Raw genomic sequence first — 21,372 nt, 5'->3', positions numbered from 1 at the left:
CGGCGGCACGCATAATTCGGCAGTGGTCGGGAAACCGAGCAGACAACGGCGGAACACAGCGGACCACAGCGCCGGAAGCGAAACCGAAACCGGAACGGAACCGGAACCGAAGGGGAACCCGTACATGACGACCAGCCGGGCCACCCTGGACGGCGACCGGCCGGGCACCGGCCCCACCCTGCCGCCCGGCGGCCAGCGCCGCCGCCTGCACCTGGCCGGACTGCCCAAACCGGTCGCCCGCGCCCGGACGTACGCCGCGCAGGCCCTCGCCGACTGGTCCTGGCCGACCGGCCCGGACGGCGGCCAGGACGACATCGTGCTGCTGGTCGCCGAACTCGTCGCCAACGCGCTGCTGCACGCCGGCGGCCCCGTCGACCTCGTGCTGGACGCCTCCGAGGCCCGGCTGCGGATCGAGGTCACCGACCGGTCCACCGACCTGCCCGTGCCGCGCCGCCCGCACCGCCCCGGGCTGCCCGGCGGCCACGGGCTGTTCATCGTGCAGCGGGCCGCCGACCGTTGGGGCGCGGTGCCGCACGACGACGGCAAGACGGTCTGGGCCGAGATCGACGCCCCGCGCCCGCCGTCCGGCGGCTGACCCGCGCGGACACCGGCGGCTCGGGTTGACGGTGCATCGAATGGCGCACGGTCAGCGGCCGACCGTTCGCCCGCGATGGAACCCTCACCGAGGATGGGGAGGGCCGAAGGGCTCCCCGCCGTGCGGGGACGTCCGGCCCGGAGGCACCCCACCCGACGAATGAGGAGAGCCTCCGTGGTCGTGTTCGCAGGCCCGCCGAGATGGCGGCGCGGTGCCCGGTTCGCCCTGCTGGTCCCCGGGGTCGCCACCGCGCTCCTGGTCCCGTTCGCCGCGCCGGGCAGCGCCGCCGACGGCGCCGGCGACGGCGCGGATGCCGCCGCCGGCACGCCGCCGAAGCCGCCGGTGGCCCAGGCCTTCGACGGGGACCGGCCGCTGGGCTCCGTCCAGGAGGTGACCGCCCTGTGCGCGAAGTCCGCCACGGCGTGCAGCTTCCGGATGTACGACAAGGCGCCGCGCGAGTTCATGAGCGCCGTGCTCTCCGTCGGCAACGCGGCGATCAACTGCACGGACTCCGACATGCAGATCGACCGGACCGTCACCTTCGTCACCAGCAGCACCGACAACATCAGCGGCGAGATCTCCGGCACGGCCACCCTGGAGGGCGGCGTGGACACCACGGTCACGGCCGCCGCCTCCGCCACCGTGAAGCCGAGCGTGAACAACAGCGTCAACCAGGTCGGGCCGAACAAGGACAAGGGCCCGTACACCGAGGACAAGACCGGCAACACCGTCGAGCTCCCGGTCACCGTCGGCGGCTCCAACGCGCTGCACCTGGGCGCCAAGGCGACCTACGCGGCGGCCTTCAAGGCCTCCTTCTCGCGCGAGTGGCAGGTCCAGAGCACCGAGACCACCCAGGTGACCTTCACGGTCAGCCCCGGTGACGAGCTGCAGTTCGGGGTGCTGAACGCCGCGGCCCGGACGGTCGGGGAGCTGAAGGTGAACGACAGCGGCAAGCTGATCAAGAACGTGACCGTGGACAGCCCCTCCACCGTCAACGTCAGCTCGGTGGTCGCCCAGACCTTCGCCCGGCCGGACAAGTGCCTCTCGCTGCGCCCGGGTTCGGGCAACGGCGGCGGCCCGGGGCCGGGCAACCGCGCGCTCGGCGGCGGCGGTGGGCCGGCCGAGACCGCGCCGGAGCGCCCCGGGCGGGTGCCGGACGCCGTGTACGTCCGGACCGCGCAGGGCACCTGGGAGCGGCGGTGAAGCGCCGGACGGGGTGGGTCGTGCCGTACCGGTCGCTGGTCCTGTCGGCGGCGCTGGCCACCCTGCTGACGTACGCCGGGCCGGTGGCCCTGGCCGACGACGGAGCCGACGCCCAGGGCGTGGCCCAGGCCTTCGACGGGGACACCCCGCTGCCGGACGCGCCCGCCGTCGCGCACGGCTGCGGGCAGGACCACGGCTGCTCCTTCCGGATCCTCCCGGGGCTCACCAAGGAGCGCACCACGGCGGTGGTCTCGGCCGGGAACGCGGTGATCAACTGCACCAACAAGCCGATGACGGTGACGCGTTCGGTGGCCCTGGAGTCCAGCACCACCGACAACATCGCGGGCGAGATCTCCGGCAGCGCGACGCTGGAGGGCACGGTGGACAACACCACCAAGGTCGAGGGCAGCGCCGGCGTCAGCAACACCACGGACGTCAGCCACACCGACCACGGCCCGCAGGCGGACAAGGGCCCCACCACGGACACCGTCAACGGCGCCGCGGTGAACGTCGGCGGCACGGTCTCCGGCTCCGCCGAGCTCAAGCTCAGCGCCCGGGCCAGCTTCGCGCTGGCCTTCCAGGCGAAGTACGCGCACACCTGGAAGCGGAGCGTCAGCGAGACCACGGAGGTGAAGTTCACCGTGAAGTCCGGCGACGAGCTGCAGTTCGGGGTGCTGAACGCGATGACCCGCACGGTGGGCGAGTTGAGGGTCGACGGCACCGGCAAGCTGGTGAAGAACATCGTGGTGGACAGCCCGTCCACGGTGAACGTCAGCACCGTCGTGGCGCAGACCTTCAGCGCCCTGAACTACTGCCTCACGGTGCGCCCGGGCTTCACCCCCGCCCCGGCTCCCAGCCCGGGCCCGGGGAACCGCGCGGCGGTCGGCGGCGACGGGGGCGGGCTGATCGAGCTGCCGCCGGGCCACGGCGGCGACCAGCCGACCGCCCGGTACCGGCTGACGCCCGAGCGGACCTGGGCGCCGCTGGGCTGACCCTTCCGCTGCCCGCCCCTGCCCGCGCCACGGGCAGGGGCGGCGTCGGCTACGGCAGGAGGGCGGCGCGGACGTGCGCCAGATAACCGTCGGGGCCGCCGTGCGGCCGGTCCTGGGCCCCGGGCCGGTGCAGGTCGACCCGGCCGTCCGGGTGCAGGCGCAGGGTCGTGGTGGCCGCCCGGGGCGGGCCGTCGGAGTCGCCGGCGGCGCCGACGGCTCCCAGGACGGGCACGGCCGCCGGGAACATCGCGAGCGCCTCGGCCGCCGTCGCCGCGGGCGGGCGGCCGGTGCGGTTGGCGCTGCTCACGTACAGCACCGGGTGGTCCGCGAGCAGCGGCAGCAGGGGCGTCCAGCGGGCGCCGAAGAGCAGGGTCCAGCCGTCCCGGGTCGCCGGGGCCAGCCAGTCGGGCGGGGCGGCGCCGGGGCGCAGCGGGAGCAGCAGGGTCACCCGCTCCTCGGTGAGCAGCCGGTGGGCGGCGACGGCGAGCCCGGGGGAGAGGTCGAGGGCGGCGCCGAGGGCGGCGAGGGTGCCGGGGTCGTGGGCCCAGAGCGCGACGGCCTGGTCGGCGGGGCGGCCCTTGGCGATGTTGACGGCCTGTGGGTCGGTGCCGGCGACCACGTGGGTCAGCGGCGCGGGGTTGGGCAGCACCACCGCCGTGCCGCGCCGCAGGGCGCTCCGCGCGGCGTCGAGGTCGACGGTGCGGTGTTCGACGGTGCCGGGTTCGACCGTGGGGTGTTCGACGCTCATGCCGTCACCGCCTCCGGGCGCACGCGCAGCCCGGTCAGGTAGGCCGCGAAGTCCGCGTCCTCGACCACGGCCCGGCCGGTGCGGTAGGCCCGGGTCTTCACCCAGGCCAGGGCCGCGCGCGCCTGCCGCTCGTCCAGCTGGTGGCCGAGCCGGTCGGCGACGGCCCGGACGACCCGGACGCTGGCGAGCTGGGTGAGCACCGTGCTCGGGGCGATGCCGAGCAGTTCCTCGGGGTCGAAGGGCTGGAACAGCTGCGGGTGGACGAACGGCGTGCCGGTGGAGATGGTGCCGACCCCGGTGCCCACCACGGGGGTCGTGACGGTGAGCGGCACGCCGGTCTCCTCGGCGACCAGCCGGGCGAGCCGCGGCAGTGCGGTGAGGTCCGGGGCGGTCCACCAGGCGGGGGTGTCGGCGGCCAGCAGCCGGGCGGCCCGGGCCGGGTCGTGGGCGAGCAGGAACAGCAGTTGCTCGGTCGCGGCCATCCCGCTGCGCTCGGCTATGCCCAGCCAGGAGGCGGCCACCACCCGGACGCCGGCCCGCAGCGCCTCCAGGGTGTTGGCCAGGCCGAGGCCGAGGTCGTTGTGCAGGTGGGAGGCCAGCACCACCCCGGGGTCGGCCGTCGCCCGTATTCGCTCGAACAACCCGGCGGCCTCGAAGGGCAGTTGGCAGCCGACGGTGTCGGCCAGCACGATGGTGCCGGCCCCGGCGGCGGTGAGGGCGCTCGCGCCGTCGGCGAGCAGGGCGTGGTCGGCGCGGGAGGCGTCGGCGAGGCAGATGTCGACGGCGATCCGGTCGTCCACCGCACGGGCCTCCCGGATCAGGGCCGCCGCCGACTCCAGGGCCTCCCGGGCCGGACGGTGGGTCATGGTCCGCGCCATCGGCTCGGAACCGGGGACGACCAGCATGACCCGGGCGTGCGCGGTGCCCCGGACGGCGTCGACCGCCTGCCGGACGTCCTCCGCCCGGCCCCGGCAGACGGCGGCCACGCTGACCGCGCCCTCGGCCTCCACGGCGACCCGGCGCACCGCCTCGAACTCCTCGCGGCACACCGCCGGGAAGCCGGCCGCGAACACCACGTGCCGGGGGCCGTCCGCACCGAACATCCGCCCCTGCTCGCGGGCCAGGTGGACCCGGAACGCGGCCGACATCAGGGTCTTGGCCTGGGCGCCGTCGCGCGCCGACTCCTCCCACAGCACCACCCGGCCCGCCCGTGCGGACTCCCGTACCACGTCCTGCTCGATCACCGTGACCCCCGAACCGCCCTGGTCCTCCACCGGCGGAGGACCGTCCGGACCGGACTCTAGGCGGCCCGGGGCGGCGGGTCGGGGGAACCGTGCATTCCGGACCGGAATTCGCGATCCCGCTTGCGGGGAAGGGTTACTCGGGGGTAGAGGGGTTTCAGGGTCCGAGCGGTACCGTCCTGGTGGGCACCCCGGCGGGCGGGGCGTCGACGGCCAGCAGCCGCTTGTCCGGGCCCGCGCCGTTGTCGGGGGTGTTGGCGGTGGGACGGGCGGAGCCGCAGCGCTGGAGCTCGACGTCGGTGAGCGGGCCGGTGCGCTGGTACCAGCGGTCCGGCAGGGAGACCGCCGGGACGTCGAAGGTCGCGTCCAGCCGGTACGCGTTGCGGGCGTTGGCGAAGGTGCCCGCCACCCGCTCCCGGGCGGGCTGCACCTCGATCCAACTCACCTCGCCGGGCTGGATGGTGGGGTTGATCCCCTTGGTGGCGGTCCGGCTCCAGGTGAGCGGGTTGCTGGTGGCGACGGCCGCCGGGTTGCCGCCCGCCGCGCTGAACCCGGCGGCGGCCTGGGCGGCCAGGTTGGGCCGGCTCTGCGAGAGGTCGGAGCGGCTGGGGGTGAGCGGGGTGCCCTTGAGCGCGTAGTACTGGGTGAGGTTGTCGTACGGGGGCTCGGTGACCTCCAACCGGCGGTCGTCGACCACCGCGTTGCGGCTGCAGTTGATGTAGACCTCGCCGACGATCCTGGTCTGGCCGTAGTACCGGTACGAGGAGCCCTGGTCCACGGTGAAGGTGCAGTTGGTCGCGGAGCCCTCGCAGTCGTCCACCGCGATGCCCGGCTCCAGCGGCTCGTTGCCCTTGTAGGCCTTGGGGCCGGGCAGTTGCTCCTTGCGGACCTTCTGGTCGACCGGGGCCGGGGTCTGCTTGGCGGTGACGTTGGTGATCAGCGGGCCGCAGGAGAGCGAGTCGCGCTTCTCGGCGGAGTCGAAGGAGACCATCGGGTTGTCCTCGGGGGCGTCGAAGCCGAAGGTCCGTCCGGTGGTCCAGTTGGCGGTGCCGACGGTGTCGCTGCCCTTGGTGGTGATCTGCGGGTCGGGCGGGTTGCCCGGGGCGATCAGCGAGACGTTGTACTGCTGGCCGTCCTTGAGCTGCTCGGCCGTGCAGCGGCGGTCCACCCCCGGGCTGTCGTCCCAGCTCAGGGTGGTGTGGGAGCCGGCCTTCACGCCCCACAGCCGGGTGCGCAGCGAGAGCGCGGCGCCGTTCCAGTTGAGCGAGGCGGCCTGGTAGCCGGCCGGGTGCTGGGCGAGGGTCTTGCCGAAGACCACCCCGTTGTTCTCCGGCGACCAGCCGGTGTGCCCGGCGGCGGTGCCGTTGTCGGGGGCCTTGGGGGAGGCGAAGGTGCCGTTGACGACCGGGACGTCCACGGTGTCGGCGGCCCCGGCGGGCGGGGCGGCGGCCAGCGCCAGGCCCGCTGCCAGCACGGGGGATCCGGCGCGCAGCAGGAGCGGCCGCCGCATCAGCAGAGCCACCAGTCGTGCGGAGGGACGACCGTGTCGCCGGGTGGGACCCCGTCGGTCAGCGCGTCGGGCAGGGTGCAGAGGTCGGAGGAGGCCTGGTTCGGGTCCTCGTCGCGGGGGACCTTGCCGAAGTCGTCCACGGCCTGGGTCTCCTTGGCGATGCCGTCGTTCTGGGCCTTGCCGTCACCGGCGACGCTCGCCAGGCAGTCCTTGTTGTTGGGCGGGCACTTGGAGATCTGGGTCTTGTTGTCGGCGACGTCCTTGCAGGCCGGGCTGCTCGCCGCGTCGCCCGCACAGGGGTCGTTGTCCTTGGACGGCTTCGGCGGGCCCAGGGGTGGGGCGGTCTGCTTGGCGGCGACGTTGGTGATCAGCGGTCCGCAGCCGGGGTTGTCGGCCACGGTGGAGGTGAAGGTGAGCTCCGGTGCGTCCTCGGCTGCGGTGAAGGAGTAGGTTCGACCGATGAACCAACTCGCCTTGCTGACAGGGTTGTTGGTGGTGAAAGAGCCGGTCTGGTCGGAATCCCCGGCGACCGTCACGGTGTAGGTGCGTTTGGCGTTGCCCGTTCCCACGCAGCTGTCGGGGTTGTCGTCCCAGGTGAGCGTCACGGTGGCGCCGGCCCGGACCCCGCGCACCCGGGTGCTGAGCGGGACGGACTTGCCGTTGTTGCTGGTCAGCGCGGCCTGGTAGCCCTGGGGGTGGGCGGCCCGGGTCGCCGAGGCGACACCGGCGCCGGTCCAGCCGTCCACGGTGAAGGCCCAGGTCTGGCCGCTCGGCACCGTCGGAGCGGAGAACGTCCCGTTCGTGACCACTGCCGGTTCGGTGTCCTCCGCCCCCGCCGGGGTCGGGGCCGCCAGGGCGATGGCGCCACTGAGGGTGACGGCTAGAAGTCTGGCTCGTTGCGCTCGCAGCACGGTCTCTCCACAGAAGTCGGCGGACGTGGCGGGTAGTTGCGATCGACGATCCTCGGTGATCACCGGCCCCGGCGGTCCATGCTTCGGGGGTTAGTCACGGTCCGCAACAACTGACGGTCCGATAGGGCGACGACGAACGATCCGGCTGGGCCAACAAGGTGGAAGGCCGTTCGAAAACGCACGAGCGTTCTGATCATGGGGCAGATATGCCGATGATCCTCCTTTCATGACCCGTCAGGGCCGCGCGGCCATGCTGCCGTGCGGCCCGCACCACGAGGGACCCCCATGTCACCCCACCCCGGATCGGCCCGCGCCCTGAGGGCCGGCGCCCTGCTCCTCGCCCTGCCGCTGCTCGGCGTCTCCCCGGCCGCTGCGGCCGTCCCCGCCCCGCGCCCGATGGCGCCGTGCGCCGACGGCACCGACGGCGCCCAGCACGTCCACCACCGGCCGCTGCCGCCGCCGCCGGCCCTGGTCGTCGGCGGGCCGGTCCGCCGCAGCCCGGCGCGGCCCTGCCCCTGACGCGTCGCCACCCCTCCCCGACGACGGCACCCGTCCTGCCGTCGCCGGGCCTCCCCCTGCCCCCGTCCGAACGTGAGGAAGAGATGCACCCGCTGCACCGCAAGCTCCGCCGCGTGCCCGTGACCGCCGTCCCCGCGCTGGTCGCCAGTCTGACCCTGCTCGGATCCCTCGCCCTGCCCACCTCCGCCGCCTCCGCCTACGACCTGCGGCTGCGCTCCTGGGGGCTGAACACCAGCGGCCAGCTGGGCGACGGCACCAAGACCCAGCGGCTCACCCCGACCTCCGTGGTCGGCCTCTCGGGCGCCGAGCTCACCGCCGTCGCCGCCGGGGGCACCGGCGGCTCGACCGGCTCCGGCTTCGGCCTGGCGCTGCTCGCCAACGGCACCGTCGAGGCCTGGGGCAAGAACGACAAGGGGCAGCTCGGCAACGGCGCCACCAGTACCACCGACGAGTGGGCGGTGCCCGGCCTGGTCGCCGGGCTGGGCGGGGTGGACGCGATCGCCGCGGGCGGCGCGCACTCCCTCGCGCTGCTCAAGGACGGCACGGTGATGTCCTGGGGCCTCAACGACAAGGGGCAGCTGGGCGACGGCACCACCACCAACGCCAACCTCCCGGTGACCGTCGCCGGGCTCGCCGACGTCAAGGCGATCGCCGCCGGTGACGCCTTCAGCATGGCGCTGCTCAAGGACGGCACGGTGAAGACCTGGGGCAACAACGACAAGGGCCAGCTCGGCATCACCGCCAAGCCGGCCAGCTCGACCACCGCCCCGCCCGCGCCGACCCCGGCCACCCGCACCACCGCCATCACGGTGCCCGAGCTGACCACCGTCAAGGGCGTCACCGCCGGTGCCTCGCACGCCCTGGCGCTGCTCGCGGACGGCACGGTGATGTCCTGGGGCCTGAACGACAAGGGCCAGCTCGGTGACGACAGCGTGGTCAACAAGCCCTACCCGGTCACGGTGTTGGAGCTCAAGAACGTCACCGGCCTGTCCGCGGGCGCATCGCACAGCATCGCCCTGCTCCAGGACCACACCCTGCGCGGCTGGGGCAACAACGCCAACGGCCAGGTCGGCGACGGCACCCTGACCCAGCGCAACACCAGCGTGCCGATCCTCGGCGTGACCGGCGCGATCGGTGTCGCCTCCGGCGCCAACCACAACCTGGCGGTGCTCTCCGACGGCACCGTCCAGTCCTGGGGCCTGAACGACAAGGGCCAGCTCGGCGACGGCACCCTCGTCCAGCGCCCCACCCCGGTCCAGGTGCTGGCCAAGTCCGGCAGCGTCTCCATGGTCGCGGCGCCCTCCAACGGCAGCTTCAGCCTGGCGCGTTGACCTCCCCGTCCCTCCCGCAGGAAGGCAGCACATGACGAACTCCCGCACCGCGCGCCGCAGTCGGCTGCGCCCAGCGCTCGCCGCAGCCGTCGCCGCGCTGACCGCGCTCGGTCTGGCCGCGATGCCGGCCGGCACCGCGCACGCCCAGGAGAAGCGGCTCAAGTCCTGGGGCAACAACCGCTCCGGCCAGCTCGGTGACGGCACCTGGACGGACTTCCGCACCACCGCCACCACGGTGCTCGGGCTGACCAGTGCCGAGGTGGTCAAGATCGCCGCCGGCGGGTCCAGCCCCACCGTCGGCCATGGGCTGGCGCTGCTGACCGACCGTACGGTGCAGTCCTGGGGCGCCAACAGCAACGGCCAGCTCGGGGACGGCACGGTGTTCAGCCACAACGCGCCGGGCCAGGTGGTCAACCTCAACAACGCCACCGACATCGCGGCGGGCGGCCAGCACAGCCTGGCCCTGCTGGCCGACCAGACGGTGGTCGCCTGGGGGAAGAACAACTATGGCCAGCTCGGCAACGGCACCAACACCGACAGCAGCGTGCCGGTCCGGGTCGAGGGCCTCAACAAGGTGATCGCGATCGCGGGCGGCCTCAACCACAGCATCGCGCTGCGCGAGGACGGCACCGTCTGGGCCTGGGGCTACAACATCAACGGCCAGCTGGGCGACGGCACTTCGGCCAGCCGCAACGTGCCCTCCCCGGTCAGCAACCTGACCGGGGTGACCCGGATCGCGGCCGGCTGCAACCACAACCTGGCCCTGGTCGGCCCGCCGAGCGGCCCCAACAAGCCCACCAGCGGCAACGCGGTGAAGGCCTGGGGCTACAACGCCACCGGTCAGCTCGGTGACAACAGCACCATCAGCCGCTACACCCCGGTCGACACCCAGGGCATCTGGCTCGGCGGGGTCTCCCAGGTCGCGGCCGGCTGCAACCACAGCCTGGCGGTCACCGACAGCGACAACAAGTTGAAGGCCTGGGGGCAGAACACCTCCGGTCAGCTCGGCGACGGCACGACCGACTACCGGATCACCCCGGTTCCCGTCCCGGGCATCACCGGCGTCCAACTGGTGGCCGGCGGGCGCGAGCACACCATCGCGCTGCTCGGCGACAACACCGTGCGGTCCTGGGGCGCCAACGGCTCCGGTCAGCTGGGCAACGGCACCACGACGGACAGCAGCACCCCGGTGACCTCGCTCACCGCGCTGACCGGGGTGGACAAGATCGCCGCCCCGGTGGGCGGGGACTTCAGCCTGGCCAACTGACCGGACGGCAGGCGCGGCCGACCGCCGGCTCCGACGGGACCGCCGTCGGAGCCGGACGGGTTGTCGGCCCCGGTCGGTCCCGGCGTAGATAACCGGGCTGCCCGGTCGTCAGGTTCCTTGTACCATCTGCGGGTTCGGACTCGGCCGTGCGGGCCGGGCGCGCGGGGACGGGGGAGCGGGGCCGTGGCGGGAACCATCACACTGTGGGTGTTCGGACTGCTCTGTTTCGTCGTGGCCTTCGCGAAGGAGGCCGCGAGCGGGGCGGGGATCAGTCTGCCCGGTCCGAAGAGCGGGGGAGCCCGGGCCGGGGTGGTCGCGGTCGGGGTGCTGGCGCTGATCCTGGGGACGGCCGTCAAACCGGGTGGGGGCGAGCCCTCGGCCCCGGCCGCGGCGGGCCCGGCGGCGCCGGGGACGACCGTCGGTGGGTCGAACCGGCCGGCCTCCGCGCCGGCGGCCCAGGACCCGGCCGCCCAGAGCCCTTCCGTCCAGAACCCGCCGCCCTCGAACCAGGCCACGCCCGGTCCGGTGGTGGCCTGGAGCGGCCAGGTGGCCGTCTCGATGGAGGGCGGGGCCGACTTCGACCTCACCCCGCCGGGGCGTCACCCCGGCTTCCCCCAGGGCATCTACGCGACCGGGTTCACCGGCACCACGGCCGTGCTGAAGGACGAGATCCAGTCGGAGCCCGACAGCTTCGGCATCTGGACCGGCCAGGCACCGCCCTCCGGCGCGGCCTGTGCGGACTGGGCGGCGAGCCATTCGGGCACCTCGGCCCACGTCGAGATCGGCACGATGGTCTGCCTGCGGACCCCCGGCGGGCGCACCGCACTGATCAGGATCGACTCCATCGCCCCGGCGGACTACCAGCTGGCGGCCACCGTGACGGTCTGGGCGGCCGGGAGCTCCTGAGCCCGAAGGTCATGAACGGGCAATGTCCTGCGGGCGCGCGGTGTGCTTCCCGGGCGCCCCCGGAGAGCTGATCTAGATTGCCCGACCATGAGCGAAAATGTCGGAATCAGTCGTCGATCGATGCTCAAGTCGCTCCCCGCCGCCGTCCTGGCCGCGGCGACCGACGGGATCCTCCCCCCGCAGCCCGCCGCGGCGGCGCCCGCGGCCCTCCGCCAGCCGATCGTCCGGACCGCCCACCGGGGGGTGCTGGAACAGACGCTGGACGTGCGGTTCACCGACACCGTCGTCCCGGGCCACGGCACGGTCACCACCCGCACCTACGACGGCACGATCCCCGGGCCGACCCTGCGCCTGCGCGGCGGCGACACCCTGCGGCTGACCCAGGTGAACGGCCTGCCGCCGAACGCCCCCCACGACGGCGGGCACAACCGGCCGCACGGCTTCAACAGCTTCAACCTGCACACCCACGGCCTGCACGTCGACCCGACCGGGGACGCCGACAACGTGCACCGGGTGTTCGCGCCGCGCACCGCCGAGGAGGTCGAGGCGGGCGCGCCGGAACCGCGCTACGAGACCGTCATCGACATCCCGGACGACCACCCGGCCGGCACCTTCTGGTACCACCCGCACCTGCACGGCGCGACCTCCGTGCAGATCGTCGGCGGGATGGCCGGGGTGCTCATCGTCCGGGGCGACGTCGACGAGGTGCCCGAGATCGCGGCCGCCGCCGACCTGGTGGTCTGCGTCAACGAACTGCGGCTCAAGGACGGCACGGTGCCCGACTTCGACACCGGCGGCGCGCTGGCCGCCGTCCCGCCGGTGCTGACCGTCAACGGGGCGGTCAACCCGACCCTGACCCTGCGGCCGGGCGAGGTGCAGCGCTGGCGGCTGGTCTGCGCGACGGCCTTCACCGCGCTGCCGCTGCGGCTCACCGGGGACGGGGCGGACCTCACGTTCCACCAGATCGCCCAGGACGGGGTGACCTTCCCGGCCGTGGTCGCCACCGACACGGTCCGGCTGGCCATGGGCAACCGGGCCGACGTGCTGGTCCGGGGCGGCGAGCCGGGCCGCTACCGGCTGCGGGCCGACGGCCTCGCCGCGCCGCTGCTGACGGTCGAGGTGACGGGCGAGCCGGTGGAACCCCCGATGGACCTGCCGGTCGAGCTGCCGGCCGGCAAGCCCTTCCTCGACGAGGACGACCTCACCGACCCGGACGCCGACCGCGCGGTGGTGTTCCACGTCGACCCCGGCGTCTTCGCCGGGCCGTTCCCCAACGCCTTCCGGATGCTGGGCACCCAGGCGACCCCGGCGGCGGACCCGGACGGCGATCCCGCCCGGGACCCGGCCCACGGCCTGTTCGACCCCGACGTCGTCAACCACACCCTGGAACTGGACACCGTCGAGCGCTGGACCCTGCGCACCGACGACACCAACCCGCTCTTCCACCACCCGTTCCACCTGCACACCAACCACGTCCTGGTCACCCACCGCAACGGCGACCGGCTGGACCCTCCGGTCTGGCAGGACACCGTCGACCTGGCGGGCGGCCGGCCCGGCGACACCGTCACCTTCCTGGTCCGGTACACGGACTTCACCGGCCGGGCCGTCGCCCACTGCCACCAGCTCCAGCACGAGGACCTCGGCATGATGCAGACGGTCGAGTACGTCGAGTCGCGACGCCCGGGGCCGCGCCGGGCGCCCCGCCGCTGACCGGCGACGGGGCACCCCGGGCTCACCTCCCGGCGTGGGCCGGGGTCGGCCGGGCCGGCTCGGCCGGGGCCGGGACGGCCGCCTTGCGGACGTGCAGGACGGCGGCGCCCAGCGGCAGCGGCGCGTGGTCCAGCAGGTGCAGCCCGGCGTCGGCGAGCAGCCGGGCGTAGTGCTCGGCGGTGCGTTCCCGGCCGCCGGTGTTGCACATCATGTGGAGGTCCCAGGCGGTGGCCAGCGAGGCCGAGCCGTCGGCGGGCAGCAGCCGTTCGACGATCAGCAGGTCGGCATGGGCGGGCATCGCGCGGGCGCAGTGGCGCAGGATCTCCCGGCAGCGCTCGTCCTCCCAGTCGTGCAGCACCCGGGACAGCAGGTAGACGTCCGCGTCCGCGGGGACGTCGGCGAAGTCGCCGGCCACGTAGCCGCAGCGCTCGCCCAGCCCGGCGGCGTCCAGCTGGCGGCGCGCCGCCTCGACGGCGTGCGGGCGCTCCAGCAGGACCCCGCGCAGCCGGGGGTGGGCGGCGAGCAGGCGGCCGAGCAGTTCGCCGTTGCCGCCGGCGATGTCGACCACGGTTCCGCCGGTGCCGGTGCCGGTGCCGGTGCCGGTGCCGCGGGCGGCGGCGGTGACGACCGGGTGCGCCGGGAGCGGCTCGAACATCCGCGAGCTGGCCGCCATCGACTGGTCGAACAGCTCGGCGAGCTCCGGGTCCCGGGCGAAGTGGTCGAAGTGGTTCTCGCCGAAGAGGTGGTCGAAGGCGGCGTGCCCGGTGCGCACGGTGTGCTCCAGCTCGCCGAAGGAGCGGTAGAACGGGCCGCCGTACATCAGCGCCAGCGGCCGCAGCGACCCCGGGGCGTCGGCGCGCAGCAGGGCGCCGGTCGCGGTGAGCCGGTAGCCGTCCGGGAGTTCGGTGACGGCGCCCAGCATGGCGAGGTAGCGCAGCAGGGTCACCAGGCTCTGCGGGTCGGCGCCGAGGTCGCGGGCCAGCACCTCCGGGGCCGTCGGGGCGGCGGTGTCCAGGGCGTCGGGCAGGCCCAGCCGGGCGGCGACGGCCAGGGCCTGGGTGGTCCACGCGCCGGTCAGCTGGAGCAGCAGGGCCTCGGCGGGCTGCCGGGCCGGGGCCGCGCCGAGGTGGTCGGTGAGCACCGCGCGGTGGTCGCCGTGGGCGTACAGCTCGACCCGCCGGAAGCCGGTGCGGGAGCCGCTGGGGGCGGTGAAGTAGAGGACGGTGGAGTCCTCGTGCGGGTTGTACCCGCCGCCGTCGGGGGTGGCGCCGTGCCGGGCGAGCAGGGCGCAGAGGCCGCGCAGGGCCAGCGGCTCGGGCCGGGTGAGCTCGAAGGCGAGGTGCGCCTCGTGCTGGTGGGCGCGTTCGTGCGCGGCGAGGTCGGCCAGGTCGGAGCCGGGCGGCACGGTCAGGGCGAACACCTCGACGGTGCGTTCGCCCTGCGGGCCCGGCACCGTCGGGCGCAGGATGCTGACGTCGAGGTCGGCCTCGGCGCGGCCGTGCCGGCGGGCGAGCCGGCCGCGGACCACCACGCTGGGTTGCGGTGGCGCGTCGAAGCGCAGGCCGCAGGCGGCGAGTTGGGCGTGCAGGGTGGCGTGGTCCGGGGGCAGGACGAGCAGGGCGGCGTGCGAGAAGCGGAAGCTGTCGGCGAGGGCCTGGTGGTCCGGCCCGTCGAGTCCGGGCAGCAGCAGCGGGAGCAGCGTCGTGGTGTCGTGCTCCCTGACGAAGTCGGCCGTCGCGCGCAGGCGGGCGGTGTCGTCGAGGGGTGTCGCGGTCATGGGGAGGGAGTCCTCGTTCCGGTGGGCAGGGCGTGTTCCGGCGGGCAGGGCGGTCAGAGGCCGACGTAGTTCTCGGCGAACCAGTCCTGGTGGGTGCGCGAGGTGCGCAGGGATTCGATGCGGGAGCGCCGCATGGCTTCGTGGAAGAACGATTCGTCTTCCGGCCGGGCGGTCGGGGCGAGCAGCGGGGAGTGCAGGAACTGGATCATCCAGTGCGCGAACTCCTGGGCGCGCCATATGTGCTGGAGGCAGCGCTCGGAATAGCGGTCGAGCGCGCGGGAGTCGCCGTGGGCCAGTTCGTCGACCAGGGCCTCGGCGAGGAGTTCGGCCTCCAGGACGGCGAGGTTGGCGCCCTTCGCGGCGGCGGGCGCGGGCAGGCTCGCGGCGTCCCCGGCGAGCAGCAGCGAGCCGTGCCGCAGCGGTTCGATCACGTCGGAGCGCAGGTCGATGACGGAGCGCTGGAGGATCCGGCCGTGGTGCAGCGGTCCGTGGTCGGCGGTGCGCATCCGCCGGTCCAGCTCCGCCCAGATCCGCTGCTCGGACCAGGCGTCGGCGGGGGCGCCGGGCGCGTACTGGAGGTAGTAGCGGGTGAGGTCGGCGGTGCGGGGCATGTGGCCGGCGAAGCCGTCGGGGTGCAGTGCGTAGCCGACCGCGTCCAGGCTCGGGGGCGCCTCGGCGATCAGGCCGAGCCAGGTGACGCCGTGGTCGCGGTGGTGCCGGAGGGTGCCGGGCGGGAGCGAGCGCCGGGCGGCGCCGTGGCGGCCGTCGCAGCCGGCCACGTAGCGGGCCCGCCAGTGGGCGGGGCGGCCCTCGGCGTCACGTACGGCGACGACGGCGGAGGGGCCGGCGGCGTCCTGCACGGCCTGGGCCTCCGTCCCGAAGGCGATCCGGCCGCCGGCCTCCAGGTAGTGGGTCAGGAGGTCGGTGACGAGGTCCTGCTGGGGGTAGACGGTGTGCTGCTCGCGGCGGCCGAGGGCACCGTAGTCGAGCCGGAAGGTGCCCTGGTCGGTGCGGAACTCGCAGGTGCCGTGCGGCTGTCCACGGCGGTGCAGGCCCTCGGCCAGACCGTGGCGGTCGAGGACCCGCACGGTGTTGGCGGCGAGGAAGCCGGCCCGGGCCCTGGTCCGGACGCGCTCCGGGTCGGCGCGTTCGAGGACGACGCAGTCGATCCCGGCGGTGTGCAGGAGGTTCCCGAGGGTGAGCCCGGCCGGCCCGGCACCGAGGATGACGACGTCGGCTTCCTGGGCTGTTCGGTTTGTCTGACGTTCAGTCACAGTACGGGGAGCTTAGCCACCGCTGGATACACGGCAAGGCCGAAATAGCTCGGACTAGTGAATAGCGTGATGATCTTCACCAGTGCTTTGCGAGTTCGCGACAGTCGACCGCCGGCGGGCTGCTCGAAGCTGATCGGTTCTGCGCACTCTTGCGCAGTGCTCCACCGCGGGGCTATACATCGATCAGCGTCACGCATGTTCGTGCAGCCTTGCGCAGGAGGACCTCATGGCCCACGTGGACGAAGAGATCGCCAGTCAGCCCGAATGCTGGCAGCGCGCCCTGGAACTGACCCCGCGGCACCTGCCCGCGCCCGGCGAGCGGACGGCCGTGATCGGCTGCGGCACCTCGCTCTACATCGCCCAGGCCTACGCGGTCCTGCGCGAATCGCTCGGGCACGGCGAGACCGACGCCTACCCGGCCTCCGAGTTCCCGGCCGCCCGCCGCTACGACCGGGTCGTGGCGCTCTCCCGCTCCGGCACCACGACGGAGGTGCTCGACGCCCTCGCCCGGACCCCGGCCGAGACGGTGGCCCTCACCGCCGACCCGGGCGCCCCGATCGGCGTCGCCGCGCGCCACCTGGTGGCGCTGGACTTCGCCGACGAGAGGTCCGTCGTGCAGACCAGGTTCGCCACCACCGCCCTCGCCCTGCTGCGCGCCCACCTGGGCGCCGCGCCGGCCGACCTGCCCGAGCAGGCCCGCGCGGCTCTGGCCGCACCGCTGCCCGAAGGGGCGCTGGAGGCGCGGCAGTTCACCTTCCTCGGGACGGGCTGGAGCTGCGGGGTGGCGAACGAGGCCGCGCTCAAGGTCCGGGAGGCCGCCGCCTCCTGGACCGAGGCCTACCCGGCGATGGAGTACCGGCACGGCCCGATCAGCGTCAGCGGCCCGGACGGCCTGGTCTGGTTCCTCGACGCCCCGCCGGCCGGCCTGGTCCGGCAGGCCGAGGAGACCGGGGCGGCGGTCAGCGTGCCGCGGCTCGACCCGCTGGCCGAACTGGTCCGGGTCCAGCGCCTGGCCGTCGGCCTCGCCGTCCGGCGCGGGCTCGACCCGGACCGGCCGCGCCACCTGACCCGCTCGATCGTGCTGGACCGGCCGTGACCCGCCGCCGCGCGGCGGCCTGCTCCTGAGGCTCCGGCTCCTGGGCGCAGCCGGGAACGGCGGCCCGCGCGATCGTGCGCGAACCTGGACGAACCTGTGCGAAGGAAGGGAGAGTCGATCACGTGTGCGCAGGGGTTCCTCGCCGTCGGGCGACCGAAACGGGCCACGGACGAGGGCGGGTGCGCGCCGACCGGTCCGCGACCCGGGCTGAACTACACTCCGTCCATGCTCAAAGCTGATCGCGCCGCCAGGATCGTGTCGCACATCGCCGAGGCCGGGAGTGCCGATGTGCGGACGCTCTCCGACCTGCTCGGGGTGTCGGACGCGACCGTGCGCCGGGACCTCCAGGAACTGCAGGACCAGGGGCTGCTCCAGCGCACCCGCGGCGGCGCGGTGACCGGCGCGATCAACCTGGAGATCCCGCTGCGGCACCGCGGCGACCAGCAGCAGGAGGAGAAGCGCCGGATCGCCCGGGCCGCCGCCGAACTGGTGCCGGACGGCGCCGTGGTGGGCCTCACCGGCGGCACCACCACCACCGAGCTGGCCCGGGTGCTGGCCGAGCGCGGCAACCTCACCGTGGTCACCAACGCGGTCAACATCGCCGCCGAGCTGATCGTCCGCCCCGAGGTCCGGCTGGTGGTGATCGGCGGCCTCGCCCGCTCGGCCAGCTACGAACTGGTCGGTCCGGCCGCCGAGCGGATGCTGGAGCAGTACCACCTGGACCTCGCCTTCATCGGAGTGGACGGTCTGACCGTGCAGCAGGGCTGCACCACCCACGACGAGATGGAGGCGCAGACCGACCGGGCCTTCCTGCGCAGCGGCGCCCACACCGTCGTGCTCGCCGACCGGACGAAGGTCGGCCGGGTCACCTTCGCCTCGATCTGCCCGCTCACCGACGTCCACGACCTGGTGACGGACGCGGGGCTGCCGGACGCCCAGGAGCAGGCCATCGCCGAGTGCGGCGTCCGGGTGCGCCGGGCCTGAGCCGGCCGGGGCCTGAGTCCGTCCGGCCCCGCCCGGTCGGTCGGCCGGGGCCGCCGGCGCCGCCGCCGTCCCGGGACGGTGCCGGGGACACGGCGGGGACGGCGAAGCGTGGTGGACCGGGGCGCGGCGCTCCTAGCGTGGCAGCCGTCCGGCCCGCCGCAGCGCGGGCCCGCCGTCCCGTCCGAGGAGCACCCCGCCGCCCCTGCCGCCGCGCCGCCGGCGGGCCCGGGCCAGGGGTCCGTCCGTCTCCTCCCGGCCCCGAAGGACCAGGTGACCCCGTATGAACCCCGTCGACCCGGCATCCGCCCCCGCCTCCGCGCCCGTCGGCCCCGGCCGTCGCACCTTCCTGACCGGCGCCCTCGCCGTCGGCACCGGCGCGCTGCTCGGCCCCGCGCTGTCCGCCGGGGCGGCCCGCGCGGCCACCGGCCCGGTGATCGCCGACACCTCCGTCTGGGGCGCCCGGCCCGCGAGCAGCCCGCTCAACGTCCTGGCGGGCGCGCCGGACAAGGTGATCGTGCACCACACCGCGACGCCCAACGTGACGGACTACTCGCAGGCCGCCGCGTTCGCGCTGGCCCGGTCGATCCAGAGCTACCAGATGGACAGCGAGCACTGGATCGACACCGGCCAGCACTTCACCATCAGCCGCGGCGCCTACATCACGGAGGGCCGGCACAGCAGCCTGGCCACCCTGCGCGGCGGGACCCAGCACATCGAGTCGGCCCACTGCACCGCGCAGAACACGGTGGCCATCGGCATCGAGAACGAGGGCACGTACACCACCGTCGACCCGCGCAGCCAGCAGTACGCGGCGCTGGTCGACCTGATCACCTACATCTGCCGGCAGTACGGGCTGCGCGCCTACCAGGTCTACGGCCACCGGGACTTCAACAGCACCGAGTGCCCCGGCGACCGGCTCTACGCGCTGATCCCGCAGATCCGCCGGGACGTCGCGGCCCGGATCGGCGGCGACCCGACCGGGCCGGTCTGGCCGGTGCTCAGCAGCGGCGCCTCGGGCGAGAACGTACGGACGCTGCAGTACCTGCTGGTCCAGCGCGGCCAGACGCTGACCGTGGACGGCTCGTACGGGCCCGCCACCCAGGCCGCCGTCACGGCCTTCCAGAACACCACCCACGCCTCGGCCGACGGCGTGGCCGGCAACCAGACCTGGAGCCAGGCCGTGGCGCCGCTGGCCCTCGGCGCCGCCGGCAGCGCGGTGCAGGGCGTGCAGAGCCAGCTGGTGGCACACGGCATCCAGGTGAGCGTGGACGGCGCGTTCGGGCCCGGCACCCAGGCCGGGGTGACGGGCTTCCAGACCTCGGCGGGGCTGCCCGCCGACGGCGTGGTGGACGCCCGGACCTGGAGCCGACTGCTGGCCTGAGCCGCCTCCTCGCCTGAGCCGCCCGAACCTCCCCGCCGGTGACCGGCCCGCCCCGCCCGGGCGGGCCGGTCACCGGCCGTCGCGCACCGCCCTCCGCCGACCGCCCGGCGGCCGTCCCACCGCGTCCCGGGGACGTCCCCGCTGCTGCCGAACCCCCTGCGGGACGGCCGACCGCCCCCGAGAGTGGGCGGCACCGCCTGATCATCCGACAGGCACCTGAGGGGATGGGATGACCGTGAAGAAAACCTCGGCCCTGCGCGGACTCGCCGCGGCCGTGCTCGCCTTCGTCGCGCTGGCCCTGCTGCCGGCCCAGGCGCAGGCCGTCGACAGCACGACCTGGGTCCAGCGCAACCTGGTGGGCATCGGCTACCTGGCGAGCAGCGGCGTCGACGGCGCCTACGGCCCGCAGACCACCGCGGCCGTCCGCAGCTTCCAGCACGACAACGGCCTCGACGAGGACGGTGTGTACGGCGCCCGCACCGAACTCGCCCTGCACAACAAGGTCGCCGAGGTCCAGCGGGCGGCCGGCGCGGGCGCGGACGGCGCCTACGGCTCCGGCACCACCGGCTCGGTCAGCGACTGGCAGCGCAACCACAACCTGAGCGCGGACGGCATCGCCGGCCCGGCCACCATGAACGCGATGGGCGTCGCCCGGACCGTGCAGATCACCGCCCAGTGGAAGTTCCCCGGCCACGGCTGGAGCGTCAGCGGCCAGTTCGGCTGCCTGGACCAGATCTACAACCACGAGAGCGGCTGGAAGGTCTACGCGACCAACCCCTCGTCCGGGGCGTACGGCATCCCGCAGTCCCTGCCGGGCGACAAGATGGCGAGCGCCGGCTCCGACTGGCAGACCAACCCGGCCACCCAGCTCCAGTGGGGCCTGGACTACATCAAGGGCCGCTACGGCGACCCGTGCTCGGCCTGGAGCTTCTGGCAGGCCCACAACTGGTACTGACCGGACCCGGGCGCCGGAACGGCCCCGACGGGCCCCGCACCAGGGGCCCCGACGGGCCGCCGGCCCCGTCCGGCCACCTCCCCGCCGCGAACCATCGAAGGAGCACGTCGTGAGCAGCTCTTCCCTCGACCGCCGCGCGCTGCTGCGCTACGGCACCGGCGCGCTGGCCGCGGCCGGCCTCGCCGCCGTCGCCGACCTCGGCCTCGCCCGCCCCGCGGCCGCCTACGGCTGGTCCGGCAACCTCGGCCAGGGGTCCTCCGGTTCGGCCGTGGCCGAGCTCCAGATCCGCGTCGCCGGCTGGGCGGCGGACTCCGCCTCGCAGACCTGCGTGGCCGTGGACGGCTCCTTCGGGCCGGGCACCGCCGCCGCGGTGCGCCGCTTCCAGGCCGCCTACGGGCTGAGCGCGGACGGCGTGGCCGGTCCGCAGACCTTCGGCGCGCTCAACGCGCTGGAGAAGTCCGACGGTTCCACCGCCCACTTCAACTGGTCGGAGTTCACCAGCCACGACGGCTCGGGCTTCGGCGGCGGCAACGTGGGCGCGGACGAGGTCAAGGAGAACGTCCGCCGCACCATGTACAAGCTGGAGGCGCTGCGCAAGAAGGCCGGCGACCGCGCGGTCACCATCAACTCCGGCTTCCGCAGCACCTCGTACAACGCCTCGGTGGGCGGTGCGGGCAACTCCATGCACACCTACGGGGTGGCCGCCGACACCGCGGTCTCCGGCCTGTCGACGCTCGACGTCTACCGGATCGCCGAGACCTGCGGGTTCTCCGGCCTGGAGACCCACACCGTCTCCTGGCAGCACGTGGACAGCCGGATCGAGCACACCAACTACGGCTCCGGCTTCTGGTGGTGGCAGGACGGCGTCGCGTAACCGCGGACACCGGACCGGACCCGGCACCGCGCCCTCCCCACGGGTGCAGGTGGCCGCCTCCAGCATCTTCTTCTCCTTCATCGGCCTGGACGCCGTGT

19 protein-coding genes are annotated in these 21,372 nt (G+C 74.3%); 13 read left to right on the top strand and 6 right to left on the bottom strand.

Going from position 1 to position 21,372, the window contains the following annotated elements:
• Positions 1-124: 124 nt before the first annotated feature.
• From AB0O91_RS28450 to AB0O91_RS28440, 3 genes are all read left to right on the top strand, one after another.
• Entirely contained in the window at positions 125-595 is a 471-nt protein-coding gene (locus AB0O91_RS28450; RefSeq protein ID WP_363438759.1) for an ATP-binding protein, read from the top strand.
• Between the two features lie 174 nt (positions 596-769).
• Positions 770-1,798, top strand: a complete 1,029-nt coding sequence (locus AB0O91_RS28445) for a hypothetical protein (RefSeq protein ID WP_363438756.1) — start codon at positions 770-772, stop codon at positions 1,796-1,798.
• A complete protein-coding gene (locus tag AB0O91_RS28440; RefSeq protein ID WP_363438753.1) occupies positions 1,795-2,790 on the top strand; it encodes a hypothetical protein in 996 nt (331 codons plus the stop codon). Before AB0O91_RS28445 ends, AB0O91_RS28440 begins: the two co-directional genes overlap by 4 nt.
• Positions 2,791-2,839: 49 nt before the next feature.
• Here the strand turns inward: AB0O91_RS28440 and AB0O91_RS28435 are convergent, their stop codons facing one another.
• The 4 genes from AB0O91_RS28435 to AB0O91_RS28420 form a co-directional block, all read right to left on the bottom strand.
• Positions 2,840-3,538: a hypothetical protein gene (locus tag AB0O91_RS28435; RefSeq protein WP_363438751.1), complete on the bottom strand. Its 699-nt coding sequence runs from the start codon at positions 3,536-3,538 to the stop codon at positions 2,840-2,842.
• Complete coding sequence (locus AB0O91_RS28430; protein WP_363438748.1) at positions 3,535-4,812, bottom strand: 2-isopropylmalate synthase; 1,278 nt, start codon at positions 4,810-4,812, stop codon at positions 3,535-3,537. The genes AB0O91_RS28435 and AB0O91_RS28430 overlap by 4 nt, the downstream gene beginning before the upstream one ends.
• 124 nt (positions 4,813-4,936) lie before the next feature.
• On the bottom strand, positions 4,937-6,301 hold the full coding sequence (locus AB0O91_RS28425) for a hypothetical protein (protein WP_363438745.1): 1,365 nt from the start codon (positions 6,299-6,301) through the stop codon (positions 4,937-4,939).
• Complete coding sequence (locus AB0O91_RS28420) at positions 6,289-7,200, bottom strand: hypothetical protein (protein ID WP_363438743.1); 912 nt, start codon at positions 7,198-7,200, stop codon at positions 6,289-6,291. The genes AB0O91_RS28425 and AB0O91_RS28420 overlap by 13 nt, the downstream gene beginning before the upstream one ends.
• Positions 7,201-7,485: 285 nt before the next feature.
• On the opposite strand from AB0O91_RS28420, the gene AB0O91_RS28415 reads away from it, so the two are divergent.
• The 5 genes from AB0O91_RS28415 (at position 7,486) to AB0O91_RS28395 (ending at position 12,933) form a co-directional block, all read left to right on the top strand.
• A complete protein-coding gene (locus AB0O91_RS28415; protein ID WP_363438740.1) occupies positions 7,486-7,719 on the top strand; it encodes a hypothetical protein in 234 nt (77 codons plus the stop codon).
• A gap of 83 nt (positions 7,720-7,802) precedes the next feature.
• On the top strand, positions 7,803-9,050 hold the full coding sequence (locus AB0O91_RS28410; RefSeq protein WP_363438737.1) for a hypothetical protein: 1,248 nt from the start codon (positions 7,803-7,805) through the stop codon (positions 9,048-9,050).
• Positions 9,051-9,081: 31 nt separating this feature from the next.
• Positions 9,082-10,317 (top strand): hypothetical protein, encoded by a 1,236-nt coding sequence (locus AB0O91_RS28405; protein WP_363438734.1) that lies wholly within the window; start codon positions 9,082-9,084, stop codon positions 10,315-10,317.
• Between the two features lie 183 nt (positions 10,318-10,500).
• A complete protein-coding gene (locus AB0O91_RS28400) occupies positions 10,501-11,223 on the top strand; it encodes a hypothetical protein (RefSeq protein ID WP_363438732.1) in 723 nt (240 codons plus the stop codon).
• A gap of 87 nt (positions 11,224-11,310) precedes the next feature.
• The gene (locus AB0O91_RS28395) at positions 11,311-12,933 is read left to right on the top strand and encodes a multicopper oxidase domain-containing protein (RefSeq protein WP_363438729.1); all 1,623 of its coding nucleotides are present in this window, start codon (positions 11,311-11,313) and stop codon (positions 12,931-12,933) included.
• A 22-nt stretch (positions 12,934-12,955) separates the two neighbouring features.
• Here AB0O91_RS28395 and AB0O91_RS28390 read toward each other — a convergent pair whose 3' ends face one another.
• The gene (locus AB0O91_RS28390) at positions 12,956-14,710 is read right to left on the bottom strand and encodes a methyltransferase (RefSeq protein ID WP_363438726.1); all 1,755 of its coding nucleotides are present in this window, start codon (positions 14,708-14,710) and stop codon (positions 12,956-12,958) included.
• Between the two features lie 53 nt (positions 14,711-14,763).
• Positions 14,764-15,984 carry a 4-hydroxybenzoate 3-monooxygenase gene (locus tag AB0O91_RS28385; protein WP_363438723.1) on the bottom strand — a complete coding sequence of 407 codons (1,221 nt, stop codon included), beginning with the start codon at positions 15,982-15,984 and terminating at the stop codon, positions 14,764-14,766.
• A 226-nt stretch (positions 15,985-16,210) separates the two neighbouring features.
• Between AB0O91_RS28385 and AB0O91_RS28380 the strand changes: the two genes are divergently transcribed.
• The 5 genes from AB0O91_RS28380 to AB0O91_RS28360 all read left to right on the top strand — a co-directional run bounded on the left by AB0O91_RS28380 (position 16,211) and on the right by AB0O91_RS28360 (position 21,274).
• A complete protein-coding gene (locus AB0O91_RS28380) occupies positions 16,211-17,080 on the top strand; it encodes a sugar isomerase (RefSeq protein WP_363438721.1) in 870 nt (289 codons plus the stop codon).
• Between the two features lie 225 nt (positions 17,081-17,305).
• Positions 17,306-18,064 carry a DeoR/GlpR family DNA-binding transcription regulator gene (locus tag AB0O91_RS28375; RefSeq protein ID WP_363438719.1) on the top strand — a complete coding sequence of 253 codons (759 nt, stop codon included), beginning with the start codon at positions 17,306-17,308 and terminating at the stop codon, positions 18,062-18,064.
• A gap of 280 nt (positions 18,065-18,344) precedes the next feature.
• Positions 18,345-19,445, top strand: a complete 1,101-nt coding sequence (locus AB0O91_RS28370; protein WP_363438715.1) for an N-acetylmuramoyl-L-alanine amidase — start codon at positions 18,345-18,347, stop codon at positions 19,443-19,445.
• 229 nt (positions 19,446-19,674) lie between these two features.
• On the top strand, positions 19,675-20,400 hold the full coding sequence (locus AB0O91_RS28365; protein WP_363438713.1) for a peptidoglycan-binding protein: 726 nt from the start codon (positions 19,675-19,677) through the stop codon (positions 20,398-20,400).
• A 109-nt stretch (positions 20,401-20,509) separates the two neighbouring features.
• Entirely contained in the window at positions 20,510-21,274 is a 765-nt protein-coding gene (locus tag AB0O91_RS28360) for a D-Ala-D-Ala carboxypeptidase family metallohydrolase (RefSeq protein WP_363438710.1), read from the top strand.
• Positions 21,275-21,372: the final 98 nt, after the last annotated feature.

The organism is Kitasatospora sp. NPDC089797, from assembly GCF_040684795.1.
Classification (GTDB): Bacteria; Actinomycetota; Actinomycetes; order Streptomycetales; family Streptomycetaceae; genus Kitasatospora.
Note: the sequence above shows the minus strand (reverse complement) of the source record. Positions and strands in the feature narration are given on the sequence as shown.